Source organism: Streptomyces sp. ISL-36 (genome assembly GCF_018614205.1).
GTDB lineage: Bacteria > Actinomycetota > Actinomycetes > Streptomycetales > Streptomycetaceae > Streptomyces.
The window spans coordinates 25,149-39,259 of record NZ_JAGGOS010000120.1; the positions used below are offsets into that span (position 1 = coordinate 25,149).

The 14,111-nt window shown below is 70.5% G+C and carries 10 protein-coding genes; 4 read left to right on the top strand and 6 right to left on the bottom strand.

What is annotated here, in order from left to right; all coding sequences use genetic code 11:
- Window positions 1-406 precede the first annotated feature (406 nt).
- Together J7E93_RS28180 and J7E93_RS28185 are read right to left on the bottom strand one after the other, a co-directional pair.
- The gene (locus tag J7E93_RS28180; RefSeq protein WP_215072798.1) at window positions 407-856 is read right to left on the bottom strand and encodes an SRPBCC family protein; all 450 of its coding nucleotides are present in this window, start codon (window positions 854-856) and stop codon (window positions 407-409) included.
- A gap of 331 nt (window positions 857-1,187) precedes the next feature.
- The gene (locus J7E93_RS28185; protein ID WP_215072799.1) at window positions 1,188-1,949 is read right to left on the bottom strand and encodes a uracil-DNA glycosylase; all 762 of its coding nucleotides are present in this window, start codon (window positions 1,947-1,949) and stop codon (window positions 1,188-1,190) included.
- A 121-nt stretch (window positions 1,950-2,070) separates the two neighbouring features.
- On the opposite strand from J7E93_RS28185, the gene J7E93_RS28190 reads away from it, so the two are divergent.
- Window positions 2,071-2,427 carry a phage holin family protein gene (locus J7E93_RS28190; protein ID WP_215072801.1) on the top strand — a complete coding sequence of 119 codons (357 nt, stop codon included), beginning with the start codon at window positions 2,071-2,073 and terminating at the stop codon, window positions 2,425-2,427.
- 223 nt (window positions 2,428-2,650) lie between these two features.
- Here the strand turns inward: J7E93_RS28190 and J7E93_RS28195 are convergent, their stop codons facing one another.
- A complete protein-coding gene (locus J7E93_RS28195; RefSeq protein ID WP_215072802.1) occupies window positions 2,651-3,421 on the bottom strand; it encodes an SDR family NAD(P)-dependent oxidoreductase in 771 nt (256 codons plus the stop codon).
- A gap of 156 nt (window positions 3,422-3,577) precedes the next feature.
- Between J7E93_RS28195 and J7E93_RS28200 the strand changes: the two genes are divergently transcribed.
- The 3 genes from J7E93_RS28200 (at window position 3,578) to J7E93_RS28210 (ending at window position 11,457) form a co-directional block, all read left to right on the top strand.
- Window positions 3,578-4,192, top strand: a complete 615-nt coding sequence (locus J7E93_RS28200; RefSeq protein WP_215072803.1) for a TetR/AcrR family transcriptional regulator — start codon at window positions 3,578-3,580, stop codon at window positions 4,190-4,192.
- Between the two features lie 345 nt (window positions 4,193-4,537).
- A complete protein-coding gene (locus tag J7E93_RS28205; protein WP_215072804.1) occupies window positions 4,538-10,912 on the top strand; it encodes an FG-GAP-like repeat-containing protein in 6,375 nt (2,124 codons plus the stop codon).
- A 146-nt stretch (window positions 10,913-11,058) separates the two neighbouring features.
- Window positions 11,059-11,457, top strand: coding sequence for a hypothetical protein (locus J7E93_RS28210; RefSeq protein ID WP_215072806.1), 399 nt, complete (start codon window positions 11,059-11,061; stop codon window positions 11,455-11,457).
- A 1-nt stretch (window position 11,458) separates the two neighbouring features.
- On the opposite strand, the gene J7E93_RS28215 is transcribed toward J7E93_RS28210, so the two are convergent.
- Genes J7E93_RS28215 through J7E93_RS28225 form a run of 3 tightly spaced genes read right to left on the bottom strand, consistent with a single transcriptional unit; the run spans window position 11,459 to window position 14,090 of the window.
- On the bottom strand, window positions 11,459-13,408 hold the full coding sequence (locus J7E93_RS28215) for an ABC transporter ATP-binding protein (RefSeq protein WP_215072807.1): 1,950 nt from the start codon (window positions 13,406-13,408) through the stop codon (window positions 11,459-11,461).
- Window positions 13,405-13,839 carry a lasso peptide biosynthesis B2 protein gene (locus tag J7E93_RS28220; RefSeq protein WP_215072808.1) on the bottom strand — a complete coding sequence of 145 codons (435 nt, stop codon included), beginning with the start codon at window positions 13,837-13,839 and terminating at the stop codon, window positions 13,405-13,407. Before J7E93_RS28220 ends, J7E93_RS28215 begins: the two co-directional genes overlap by 4 nt.
- A complete protein-coding gene (locus J7E93_RS28225) occupies window positions 13,836-14,090 on the bottom strand; it encodes a lasso peptide biosynthesis PqqD family chaperone (RefSeq protein ID WP_215072810.1) in 255 nt (84 codons plus the stop codon). Before J7E93_RS28225 ends, J7E93_RS28220 begins: the two co-directional genes overlap by 4 nt.
- Window positions 14,091-14,111: the final 21 nt, after the last annotated feature.

Here is a 14,111-nt window from a genome sequence, read left to right on the forward strand (position 1 = left end):
AGGCGGTGGTCGCCGCCTGCCGAGTGGACTGGGTGGAGTCCGGGCAATCCGCGGTGGCGGCAGCACCGGGCTGCCGCCACCGGGACCGACTACGTCCTACGTGTGAGTCCACCGGCACAGCGTCTCGGAGAAGAGACCGCTGGGCTCGGCTCGTGGTGGAGGACTGCGAGGAAGCGTGCCTCGCGACAGCTCGCCCAGCGGTCCGCCCAGTCCTCCGCCTCGTCGACGAGCTGTTCCTCACCACCATGGGGAAGTAGCTGAACTCCGGGCCACCAGCCGGTCCGGGACGTCTCGCCGTACAGCCGGACGACTGAGCCTGGCGACGATCGCCGCGCAGCGGCTGAGTGTGGCCGGGCTCCTCGATGCGGAGCGGCCGACGCGGCCCTCGCGGGCTCAAGGCGGTGGGTCAGACCTCACCGCGCCAGGAGCCCGTCTCGGTGCCTCGGGACTCGATGTACTGCTTGAAGCGCTCGAGGTCACCGTGGACCTGGCGCTCGACGAAGCCGAGCTTGTCGCCGACGTTCTCCGCGAAGCCCTCGGGGTCGAAATCCATCTGCAGCATGACCTTGGTCCTGGTGTCGTGCAGACGGTGGAAGGTGACCACCCCAGCCTGCCTCGCTTCCCCGCCGACGGTGGTCCAGGCCACTCGCTCGTCGGGGATCTGCTCGGTGATCTCGGCGTCGAACTCGCGCTCCGCGCCGGCGACCTTGGTCGTCCAGTGGGTGAGGGTGTCGTTGACCTGAGTGATCTTCTCGACACCGTCCATGAAGATCGGGAACGTGTCGAACTGCGTCCACTGGTTGTAGGCGGTGCGGACGGGGACGTCGACTTCGATGGACTCTTCGACCTGCGACATGAAACAACCTTTCCTCGTGCGGTACGCCAACGGGGCCACGTCGTACGTGTGCTGACGGGTGCCCCGTAGGACGCGGCTGCCCCGAGAAACGCGAACCATGACTGCTCGAACGCAAAGCCATGGATGGCGCCGGTCACGGCCTGTCACGCGCACGCCGCGATCCTCCCGAGCGGCGGCCCTGGGAGGCGGGGCGTCGGATGCCCGTGCGCAGCGCGCCGGCCGCGCCTTCTCCGCTGGGCGCACCGAGGGTGTCCTGGGACGATGCCCTCGGCAGGGGGTGGATCACGCCGGGGTCATCGCCCGGCGACGCCTCGTACCCGGAAGGGGCCCGTCACCCCGAGTTCGGCCGCCTGACGGGAAGCCCGGCCGTGTGCGCGGCCTCGGTGAGCACATCGCGCAGCATCTCGGGGGTGAGCCGGCCGGTGAACACGTTGCGCTGGCTCACGTGGTAGCAGGCGTACACCGTCAACGCGCCCCCTCCCCCGTTCGTCGGCGTCAGTGTCATCCGCCTGCCGTGGCCGAACGCCGGACGTGGCCGGGGCACGCTCCAGCCGGCCTCCTCCAGTGCGGACTGCGCCGCATGCCAGCCGAAACCGCCGAGAACGACCACGGACCGCATCGTCGAGCGCAGCAGCTGCAACTCCCGGGTCAGCCACGGGCGGCAGGTGTCCCGCTCGCCGGGCGTGGGGCGATTGTCGGGAGGCGCGCAGTGCACGGGCGCCGTCACTCTGACGCCGTACAGTTGCAGCCCGTCGTCAGCGCTCGTAGCCGTTGCCTGGGAGGCCAGCCCGAGCTCGTACAGGGTCGCGTACAGCAGGTCGCCGGCTCGGTCGCCGGTGAACATCCGGCCCGTCCGGTTCCCGCCGTGTGCGGCGGGCGCCAGCCCCGTGATCAACAGGGCGGCGTCCTCGGGCCCGAAGCCTGGCACCGGTCGCCCCCAGTACTGCCAGTCGGCGAACGCGGGACGCTTGGCGAGGGCGGTCTCCTCCCGCCACGCCACGAGGCGAGGGCAGGCACGGCACTGCACCAGCCGCGCGCCCAGGTCGGTCAGCGTGGGGGCGTCGGCCGCGGCCCGCCCGGGGTAGTCCTCCATGGCCAATGATCAACCACTTTCAAGGTGTCGCTGAGTGCGCAAGGGCCTTGTGCGTGACGCCTTTCGCCGGTGCCCGTGGGGGTCCGTTGCGTGCCCGGCCGCGTCAGGGGTAACGGAAGGCATGCAGACATTGTCACAGGATGTGATCGAGTTGGTTCGTGAGGACATCGACCAGGTGAGGACGGAGTTGGTGGCTGCCGTGTCGGAGGGGCGCCGGGGATCGGCGGCCCTGGCGGCCGGCGGAGTGCTCGGTGTGCTGGCCCTGCTGGCGGCCCAGGAGTCGGCGGTGCGGGCGCTGGAGCGGGTGTGGCCGGCGCACCGGGTGTCGGGGGCGCTGGCGGCGGCGTACGGCGTCGGGGCTGTGGCGTTCGCCGGATACGGGTACGAGAGACTACGCCGCGCCCGAGCCTCGTCCCGGGAGGCGCTGGCGGTCTCGCTCGACACGGTGAAGGACGTCGCCGACGAGCTCGCCGAGTGACTGTCGGGCCGTCACAGGTGGACGGGAACAGCGGGGAATCACTGTGAAGCTGCTGGCCTGGCGAGCTGCGGCCCCGCCGTCCGCCCGGATCGGCGTCCACATCAGCCGCTCGCGCTCGCAGCTACCCAAGCTGCGAGCGCGAGTTCGGTTGTGTCTGAGAACTGACTCACCGACAGGCAGCCGCCAAGGCCACGGCACACACGGGAAGTCCCATGTCCGCGCACTATGCGGCGATGACGGCGACCCCTGCCCTGCCCCCGTCGACGTCCACCACGGTTCCGTGCACGAAGGCCGCTTCGTCACTGGCCAGCCAGACCACGGCATGCGCGATCGCGTCCGGCGTGCCGACGCCACCGGCGGGAGTGCCCTTCATCATGATCTCGCCCGGATGAGGCTCACTGCCCTCCGGAGCCGGGGGGAGGATCACGCCCGGCGAGACGGCGTTCACCCGCACGCCCATCGGGCCGAACTCCGCGGCCCATGCCCGCGTGAGCGTCTCCATGGCTCCCTTGGTGGAGCTGTAGAGCGCGCCGAGAGGCACACCCATGCGCGCGATCCACGAGCCGAGGTTGATGATCAACCCGCCACCGGACTCCGCCATGGCCGGCACGACGGCCGCGGTGAGGAAGAACGGCGCCTTCACGTTCACTCCGTAGACCTTGTCGAACGTCTTCTCGTCGGTGGCGGTGGTGCCGGGGGCCGGATAGATGCCGGCGTTGTTCACCAGGATGTCGATCCGCCCGCCCAAGGTCTCGCGGGCCCGCTCGGCCAGGTGCTGGGAAGCCTCCACGCTGCCGTCGAGGTCCGCCGCCAGGAAATCGGCCCGGCCGCCGGATGCGCGGATTCCGTCGACGACCTGTGCGCCCCGTTCCTGATTGCGACCGGACACGATGACGTGGGCCCCCTCGGCGGCGAACGCTTCGGCGATCGCCTGCCCGATATTGCTGGTCGAACCCGTGACCAGCGCCGTCTTGTTCCGCAGTCGTTCACCCATGACGTGATCTCCCTTGTCTCGCAGTGTGCGGACCACTGTGCGCCGCAGAAAATGGACCGGCAAGTCCAGACTGAGGGGGTCTTCTCGCCGCCACCCGCGGCCGATGCCGATAGAGTGGACCCGCTAGTCCATTGCCGTGGGAGACGAGGAGGCGGGATGCCGGACGCGCCGACCGCGAAGGGCCGTGCCACTCGGGCCCGCATCGTCGAGGGAGCGGCCGAAGTGCTGCGCGAGCAAGGTGTCGCTTTCACCACCCTCGACGACATTCGCAGCCGCACCGGCACGAGCAAGAGCCAGCTCTTCCACTACTTCCCCGACGGCAAGGACCAACTGTTGCTGGCGGTGGCGCAGTTGGAAGCGGACCGCGTCCTGGAGGATCAGGAGCCGCACCTGGGACGTCTGGACTCGTGGGAGTCCTGGCGCCAGTGGCGGGACGTGGTGGTGGAACGCTATGAACGCCAGGGCGACCACTGCCCCTTGGGATCGCTGTTCCTGCAGGTCGGGCGGTCCCGCCCCGGCGCCCGGGCGATCGTGACGGAGCTGATGCGCCAATGGCAGGACCAGCTCGCCCGCGGCATGCGCGCCCTCCAGGCGAACGGCCTGGTGTCACCGGCCCTTGACGTGGACCGTTCGGCCGCCGCCCTGCTGGCGGGCATCCAGGGAGGCGTCGCCATCATGATGTCCACGGGCGACTCGACCCACCTCAAGGCGGCGCTCGACACCGGCCTCGAACACCTTCGCGCGACGGCAGGCGATCAGGTCCGGGCCTGACGGTCCAGCGGCGTCGCCATGACCGGCGGCGCAGGCGGCGCAGGCGCGTCCACGGGGCCGGCGGCACAGGCGCGTCAACGGGGCCGGCGGGTCAGCGGGCCGGCGCGGGCACGGTCTTCCCGCGGGTGCACGGCCCACGGCGCAGCCTCTTCCTCGGACTCTTCCGACGAACACGAGGCGGGTTCTGGCCAATTCGATCGATGGCTTTCCGTGAAACACGCATGTGAGAACGCGTGTCGCACCACACGGAGCCTGCGCGATCTCGGCCATCCGTTCGAGTTGGGCTTCGTTCTCGTCTCCCTGCGGCAGATGATCTCCCCGTTTCCTATGGGGGTGGAGTGAGTCGTGTTCAGATCGGCACGTCGTGGGATCGTCTTCGCACTGACATCGGCGCTGTTGACCACGGTCGGCGTCACGGATGCCGCCTGGGCCCGTTCGGTCACGGGGCCGGCCGAACAGAGTGCCTCAGCGCCACCCGGCCTCTCGCGCACGGCGAAGGACCTTCCCAAGCCGCCCAAGGCGATGAACCTGGCGGAACGCCGGGCACAGATCGACGCCTCGGAGGGCAGCCACTCGCCGATGCGCGAGTTCGTCAGGCCCAAGGCTCCCCGGCTGCCGCTCGCTCCGGCACCCAAACCTGACAAGCCCCTCAAGACGGGCCCCGCAGCAGCCCCGCAAGCCGGCCCGGGAGACGCGGCCAAGCCGCCACACGCGCCGGCTGCGCCCGGCACTCCGGATGCGTCGGACCGCGCCGCGTCCCCCGCCGAGTCTTCCGCCGCGGCGGCGGTGCCGAACCCCGACTGGGTCAGCGCGTACGCCAGCGCCTACCCCGCCATGCTGTCGATCGGCGGCCAGACGAAGTTCTCCACCGTCTCGGCCTCCTCCGTCTCCGGCCTCTGGCTGTACATCATGGACGAGCAGGGCAATCCGGCGCTCCAGAAGGAGATCAAGCGCTCCACGGACGACCCCTCCGGCAAGTACCTGGAGAACGGCGCCTGGTGCTACGGCTGGTGGCCGTCCAACTCCTACCCCGTCGACCAGTGCTTCTGGTGGAGCTCCAGCCTGCTCGGCGGACACCTCGCGGACGGCAAGAAGTACTACGCCTGGATCTTCCTCATGGGCACCGACGGTTCCTCCAGCCCCGGAGGCACCACCTCCCCGCTCGTCGAGGCCTTCTACACCCCGGACATTCCCGGAGTCCAGGCGGGCCTGTGCACCTGCTACGGACAGGCGTACCGCGCCGACCCGGTGAACACCGCGACCGGTATGTTCTACGACCGCGTCACCGACGCCTCGCTCGTCGGCGTCGGCACCCCCTTCACGCTGGAGCGCACCTACCGGTCCGACTCCGCCGCCACCGGCCTGCTCGGCCGCGGCTGGGCGACCCCGTTCGACTCCAAGCTGACCATCGCCGCGGGCACGAGCGCCACGCTCCAGGAGGCCGACGGCGCCCGGATCGTCTTCAGGGAACAGACCGGCGGCATCTACACGACGCCCGCCGGATCCGGCCTCAAGCTCGCCAAGTCCGGTACGACGTACACGGTCACCAGCCCCGACCACTCCCGACGCACCTACAGCGCCACCGGCCAGCTGACCACGCTCGCCGACGCCGGCGGCCAGGGCCTGACCCCCACCTACGCGTCGGGCCGCCTCGCCTCCGTGAGGGACGCCGCCGGCCGGACCGTCCCCTTCACCCTCGATTCCGCCGGCCTGCTCACCAGGGTGGCCCTCCCGGACGGTACGTCGGTCGCCTACGGCTACACCGACGGCCTGCTGACCTCCGCGACCGACCAGGCCGGCAACTCCGCCGTCTACACCTACGACGCGAACAAGCGCCTCGAGACCGCCACCGGCCGCGGCGGCGGCAAGATCGTGAACACGTACGACACCGCGGGCCGCGTCACCTCACAGACGGACAGCTCCGGCAAGATCTCCCGCTTCACCTGGGACAACAAGCGCGAGTCGCACACGACCGACGCCAACGGCGGCGTGTGGACCGACGTCTACTCCGGCAACGTGCTGCTCGAGACCATCAACCCCTTCGGCAAGAAGGTCTCCTACAGCTACGACCGCAATCTGCGCCCCGTCTCGATCACGGACGCCTCCGGCAACACCACCGAGATGACCTACGACGCGGCCGGCCGCATGGCCACGAGGACGTCGCCTTCCGCCGCCGGTCTGACCGAGAGCTGGAAGTACGACACCGCCGGGAACATCACCAGCCACACCGACAGCCGCGGCAAGACCTCCACGTACACGTACGACACCGCGGGCCGCGTCCTCACCAGCACCGACCCGGCGGGCGGCAAGGTCTCGTACGCGTACACGCCCCTGGGCGCCCTCGCCAGTGTCACCACGCCGCGCGGGAAGACGACGCACTACACCTACGACGCGAGCGGCAACCGCACCGCGGTGACGACACCTCTGGGTGAGAAGACGACCCTCCGCTACGACGCGGCCGGCCGGGTCACCGCCGTGACCGACCCACGCGGCAACGCCACCGGCGCGGACCCGAACGCCTTCACCACCACCTACACCTACGACACGCGCGGCCTGCTCAGCACTGTGCGGGACCCGCTGGGCCGCACCACCACGTACGGCTACGACAAGGCCGGCCGCGTCACCTCCGTGAAGGACCCGGCGAACCGGACCACCAGCTACGGCTACGACGCCTCCGGCCGCCACATCCGTACCACCAATCCCGCCGGCAAGTCCGAGACCCGCACGTACGACGACAACGGCAACCTCACCTCGGTCACCGACGCGCTCGGCAACAAGACCACCCACGCCTACGACAAGGCGAACCGGCTCATCAGCACCGTTTCGCCGCGCGGCAACGTGTCCGGCGCCAACGCGGCTGCCTTCACGACCAGTTACGGCTATGACGCGGCCGGGAACCGCACCACCGTCACCGATCCCACCGGCGCCGTCACCACCACCGGCTACGACAGCCTCGGCCGTCCCGTCACCGTCACCAACGCCCTGGGCCAGATCCGCAGGACGTCGTACGACGGCAACGACAACGTCCTGACCACGACCGATCCGCTGGGCAAGGCCACCCGCCACACCTACACCGACAACAACCTGCTCGCGACCACGACCGACCCGCTCGGCAAGGTGACCTCCTTCGGCTACGACGCCGACGGCAACCGCATAAGCCTCACCACCCCGCTCGGTCACAAGACCACCTGGACGTACGACGACGACGGCCGCACGGCCACCCAGGTCGACCCCCGCGGCAACGTCACCGGCGCCGACCCGGCACAGTTCACCACGACCTACTCCTACGACCTCGCGGGCAACCCGACGAGGACGACCAACCCCCTGGGCAAGTCGACCGCCACCACCTTCGACGCGGCGAACCAGCCGGTGACCGCGACCGACGAGCTCGGCCGCACCACCAGGACCGACTACGACGCACTCGGCCGGATCAGCAAGGTCACCGGGCCCGACAACGCCGTCACCGGCTACACCTACAACACGGCCGGCGACCTGGCCACCCGCAAGGACCCCAACGGCCACACCACCACCTACGGATACGACGATGCCGGACGGCCGACCTCCGTCACCGACCCGCTCGGCCGGTCCAGGACCATCGGCTACGACCCCGACGGCAACCGCACCACCGCCACCAACGCCCGGGGCGTCACCGCCACCACCACCGTCGACGCCCGCGGCCTGGCCACGGCGATCAGCTACAGCGACGCCACACCCCGGACATCGGCCACCTACGACGCCCTGGGCCGCCGCAAGACGGTCACCGACGCCACCGGCACCCGGACCCTGGGCTACGACACGGCCGGGCGGCTGACCGGCGTCACCCCCAGCACGGGCAAGGGCGCGTACACCTACACGTACGACGACGCCGGACGCCTGACATCACGCGGCATCGACTACACCGCTCCCCAGCAACTCGACTGGAACGGCGCCGCCCACACCGCCTCCGCGGATCTCAACGGCGACGGCTACACCGACGTCGTGCGCGCGGACGGCACCAACGGACTGCGCACCTTCCTCGGCCGGGCGGACGGCACGTTCACCGCGGGCGGCACCGTCACCGGGTCCGGCAGCGGCTTCCAGCAGATCCTCGCCGTCGAGTACACCGGCGACGGCAAGACCGACCTGCTGGCGATCGACAAGACCACCGGGAACCTGCTGCGCTACGACGGCGACGGCAAGGGAGGCTTCGCCGCCCCCTTCGACCTCGGCGTCGGCTGGGGCCCGATGACCCTGACCGCGGGCGACTTCAACAAGGACGGCAAGCAGGACTTCCTGGCCATCAGCTCCACCGCCAACCGCCTGTACTTCTACCCGGGCAACGGCACCGGCGGCTTCGGCGCCCGTACCGACCTCGGCTCGGGCTGGGGCACGTACCGCATCGTCCTCATCGAGTACACCGGCGACGGCAAGCTCGACATCCTCGCCGTCAACCCCTCCGACGGACACCTCTACCTCTACCCGGGCAACGGCGCCGGCAACTTCGGCACCCGCACCGACCTCGGGGCCGGCTGGGGCGCGATGCGCCTGGTCCCGGGTGAGTTCAACAACGACGGCAAGGCCGACTTCCTCGCCGTCGACACCACCAACCGCAAGCTCCGCTTCTACCCGGGCAACGGCACCGGCGGCTTCGGTACGTACATCCTCCAGCCCGACGACTGGACCCCGTACGGCATCCCCGGCGTCGGCCGCTTCGGCTCCTCTACGAACCAGGGCATCGTCGCGCCGGACAACGCGGGCCGACTGCGCAAGTGGAGCGGCGACGGCAAGGGCAATCTGACCGGTGCCACCCCCGCGACCGGACCGGCCGGCGGCAGCAAGGTCGTCTACGGCTACGACGCCGACGGCCGCCGCACCACCCAGACCGGCTCGGCGGGCACGCTGACCTACGCCTACGACCCGGCCGACCGGCTCACCACCAGCTCCCTTCCCACGGCCAACGGCCACACGGAGAACCGCGCCTACGACCAGGCCGGCCGCCTCGCCTCCGTCACCACCACCAAGGGCGCCACCACCCTCGCCGGCTGGCAGCTGACCCTCGACGACGCCGGCCGCACCACCCGTATCACCGCCACCCGCGCCGGACGGCCCACGAGCCACCAGTACTACACGTACGACGACGCCGACCGGCTCCTGACGGAGTGCACCTCGGCCACACAGGCCGCGGCCTGCCCCGACCTCTCCACCGCCACGAGCTACACCTACGACCCGGTTGGCAACCGCACGGCGCAGACCAAGGCCAGTGCCACCACCACGTACGCCTACGACGGCGCCGACCAGCTCACCTCGGCCACCACCGGCACCACCAGTCGTGGCTTCACCTACGACGCCGACGGCAACCAGACCTCCGACGGAACCGCCACGTTCGTCTACGACGCGCGGAACCAGCTGACCTCCGTCACCGCCGGCACGGACACGTACTCCTACACGTACGACGCCGAGGGCCACCGCACGAAGGCCGCCAAGGGCACCACGGCCCTGCGGACCACGTCCTGGGACACCAACGGCGCCCTCGCCACGGTCGGCGCGGAGTACAGCCCCGGCGGGACGATGACCGCCGAGTACCAGTACAACCCGCTGGGCCAGATCCAGACCCAGACCGCCGGCGGCACCAGCTTCTACCTCCACCACGACCAGCTCGGCTCCGTCACCGACGTCACCGACGCGGCGGGCGCGGCGCGGATCCGCTACGAGTACGGCGCGTTCGGCGAAGCCACGAAGACGGACGTGGCCGCCAACCCGCCCGCCAACCCCTTCACCTACACCGGCGCCTACACCGAACCCACCACCAGCGCCGCCGGCTACTACCTGCGCGCCCGCAACTACGACCCCACCACCGGACGCTTCACCGGCAAGGACCCGGCCGGCTTCACCACCGGCAGGCCGGCGGTGTCCCCGTACGCCTACGCCGACAACACACCCACCCGGTACACGGACCCGACGGGCTGGAGCCCCGACGACCCCACCGACGACAAGATCGAGTCTTTCGGCGAAGGTCTCAAGGTCTTCGGTGACGGCTTCGTCCAGGGCCTCAAGCTGCCGTTCGAGTTCGTCGGCGACATCTACGACGCGTTCACCGGTCAGGAGGGCGGCGCCGGCGGCTTCGTGGACAAGTACCTGCCCGTCCGCCCCGCCTACCGCCTCTACCGCGCGGCCCAGATGTTCCGCGACCAGGGCTGCGAGGCGCTGTACGACGTCTACAGCCAGGCGGCGGCCGACCTCGCCGGGCAGGTCGCCCTCACCGGAATCGGCGGTCTGACCGGCTGGCAACGGGTCGCGGCCGCCCCCCGCGGCGCCTTCGCGGGCATGGCGTCGATTCCCCGGGCGACGTCGTTCACCTGGGGCGGGGCCAACGTCCGCTACACCAGGACCGCCACCGCGATCGGCGACGACGCGAACACGATCCAGAACCTGCTGCGATCGACCGGCCGCAACGGGCATGACGTCATCGTCCACGGAGACGAGCAGGGGAACTTCCGCGTGGACGGAAACATCACCCACCCCCAGCAGATCGCCGACCTCGTCCGTGAGAACCCGTACTACGACGGCGGTCCCGTCCAGCTGGTGACCTGCCACGGCGCGTGCGGAGCGGCTGCGGAACTCTCCAAGGCGCTGGGCGGCGTGGAGGTGAGAAACGCCAGCCCGCACCAGGTCGACCTGGACCGTAACGGCACGGTGCGGGAGTGGCCCGACGGGCCGCTCGGAGACCCGTTGACCAAGTAGGCGCCACCTTCTCGGCTCAGCCACCGGGGAGGCCCAAGATCATCTCGGGCCTCCCCGGTGGCTTACGATCCTTACGATCCTCACGGCAGCCGTCAGCCGTCAGCCGTCAGCCCGCCCACCCCGACCGAGGGACGAAGATGCGTCAAGTGGCCCCCCTGGGAGTCTTCGGCCGGATCGCCGGCCAGTCCGCCTTTTCCCACCTGGCGAAGGAGCTCGCGGAGGGCAGCGGGGGCGTTCCGGAGGAAGAGCGAGCGGCGATCGGCGCGTACCTGAGGAACGCTCTCGTGATCATCGCCCTCATGGGCTACTCGGAGGACGTCCTGGAGGGAAGGTTCTCCGTCACCGGCGGCTCCGCCATCCTGAGTGACGGCACGTACTTCTGGCGGCGCGACGCGGCGGAGTACGTCGAGACGTACGGTACGAGCCTCCCGGAGGACTTCCTGCGAAGGGGCCGCGCGACGGGGTGGGCCCCGGCCCATCTGACGAGGGACGAAGTCCTGGACATCGACGACTACTTCATGTGGCTGCGCTCGCAGCGGACGTAATTCATTGCGGGCCTTGAAGGGGGCGCCGGGTGGTCGTCACGCCGGTGGGTGTGGTGGCGGCGGCCGGATGGAGCATCTGTCCGGCCGCGAGCTTGCGGTAGGTAGGACTGCTGCGGAGGAGTTCCTTGTGGCGTCCGTCAGCGGTGGTGCGGCCGTTGTCCAGGACGATGATCTGGTCGGCGTGCTGGACCGTGGAGAGACGGTGCGCGATCACCAGAAGGGCTGATTCCTGCGCGGCGTCCTTCATGACGCTGGTGAGCGCGGTTTCGTTGATGCTGTCGAGGTGTGAGGTGGGTTCGTCGAGCAGGAGGAGCGCGGGCCGGGCGAGCAGGGCGCGGGCCAGGGCGACCCTTTGGCGTTCGCCTGCCGAGAGGGTGCCACCGCGCGGGCCGAGCATCCCCGACAGGCCGCCGGGCAGTCTTCGGGCGACTCCCTCCAGTTGGGCGAGCTCGACGACGCGCCGTACCTCGGCGTCGGTGGCGTCGGGCGCGGCGTAGGTGATGTTGTCCCGCAGCGTGCCATGGACGACGTGGGTGTCCTGGTCGACGACGGCGATGCGTTCGCGGCAGGCGGTGCGACTCAGTTCGGTGGCGGGCAGGCCGTCAAAGAGCAGACGTCCTGAGTCCGGTTCGTAGAACCTGGCGATGAGGGCGAAGATCGTGCTTTTCCCGGCACCCGACCGGCCGACGAGCGCCGTCTGACTGCGGTGGGGAACGGTGAAGGAGATGCCCTGCAGAACCGGCCGGTCCGCTTCGTAGCCGAAGCAGACGTCCTGCAGAGCGAGCGCCGGCGCGCTGTCCTCCCTCTTGTCCGTGCGGCCGAGCTCCCTCACGACGGCGATCGGCGGGTGAGGGCGGGTTCGGGCGGCCGGGCCGGCGACCGTTTGCGGCTCCGCCGGCTCCGCCGGCTCCGCTGGCTCCGCTGGCTCCATAGGCAGCTCGAGGGCTTGCTCGATGCGCTGGTAGGCGCCCATGCCGCGCTGGATCAGTCCGACCGCGCGGAAGACCGAGGAGAGCGGTAGGACCAGGTAGGAGGCGTAGAGCAGGAAGGCGACCAGGTCGCCGAGGGAGTTGGCCTGTCCGGTCACCCTCAGGCCGCCGATGACGAGGACGATGAGGAAGGAGCCCTGGACGGCGAGTTCGACGGCCGGGCTCATGACGGAGGCGAGTTTCGCGGTCCGTACGCCGGCGCTGTACGCCGTTTCGACGCGTTCACCGATACGGGCCGCCTCGCGGTCCTCCGCGCGGTGGACGCGGACCATCGGCAGGGCGCCGAGTGCGCGTTCCAGGTCGGCGGCGATCGCACCGACCGAGTCCTGCATACGTTCGGAGGCGGCGCGGATGCCTTTGAGCAGGGAGGCGACGATCACGGCGGCGATGGCCACGGTCACGGCGACCAGGAGCAGCAGGAGCGGGTCGATCCACACCATGAGCGCGATGGCCCCCGCCGCGACGAGGACACCTGTCACGAGGTCGACCAGTGCCTGGGACACCACTTCGCGCAGCAGGGTGGTGTCGGCGGTGACCCGGGAGATCAGGTCACCGCTGCGATGCCGGTCGTACTCCCTCATCTCCAGCCGGAGCAGCCGCGCGACCAGTCCGTGGCGCAGCTGACGTACGACGCCCTCGCCCATGCGCTCCAGAACGAAGCGGCCCACCGCGCCCGTCACCGCTTCGGTGACGAACAGCACGGCGAGGGCCAGCAGCAGCGGCCACAGCACCTGTCCGCGGCCACTCGCGTCGACGGTTTGCTTGGCGAGGAGGGGCTGGGCGAGACCCAGAGCCGAGCCGACCAGCGTGAGCGCGGTGGCGACGACGATGGAGGCCCGGTGCCCGGCGGTCAACCGGTACATGGTCGCGACCGCGGCCCGGGTGGAGCGGTCGCCGCCCGCCTGCGTCTCCGTCTCCGTCTGCGCCTTCGCCTGGGCTTGATCCAGGGTGCTGTGGGTCATCGGCCCGATCGGCTCTGAGGGGCGACCGTGATCAGCCGCGTGAAGTAGTCGTCGGGTACGCCCTCGTCGACGGGCCGGCCGTCCGCCTCGATCCAGGCATGCGCGGTGAACGGCGGCACGACGCGCACGCCGGTGCACCAGGTCGGCCAGGCCCCCGACAGCCGGCACAGCAGCGCGGCTCCCAGGGATCGGGGCAGGCAGCCCTTGGGGCCGGCGCAGCGCAGGCTCACCGCGCACATGGCGCCTCGGGCGTTCGCGGCCTGCGCGGGGGTGGCGGGGGTGGCACCGCGGCGCGCGAAGCCGAGCACGGCGCGGATCCGGCGGGGCGGCAGGAGCGAGAGTGCGAGCGCGGGGAGCAGGACGAGACGGGCGGCGAGGCGCCGCGCGAAGGGGACTCCGGTGGGCCTCTCCAGGGCGCTGGGGGTCGTCATTCGGCCAGCCCCGAGGTCCGCAGCTGCTGTACGAGGGCCTCGACGTCCCGGCTCGCCTGGGCGAGGTCGATCTCGAACTCGTCGGCGAGCGCGGCGACGGCGTCCGCTTCGTCACCGCCCGCCATGAGCGTCTTGACCACCAGGGAACCGCTGGGGTTCAACTCCCAGTACTCTCCGGCTCGTTCGTCCAGTAGAACCGTGCCGTAGTCGGTGTCCGCCGTGGAGACGTTGGCGCCGAACCGCAATGCCATGGTCTGCGTACCTTTCGCGTG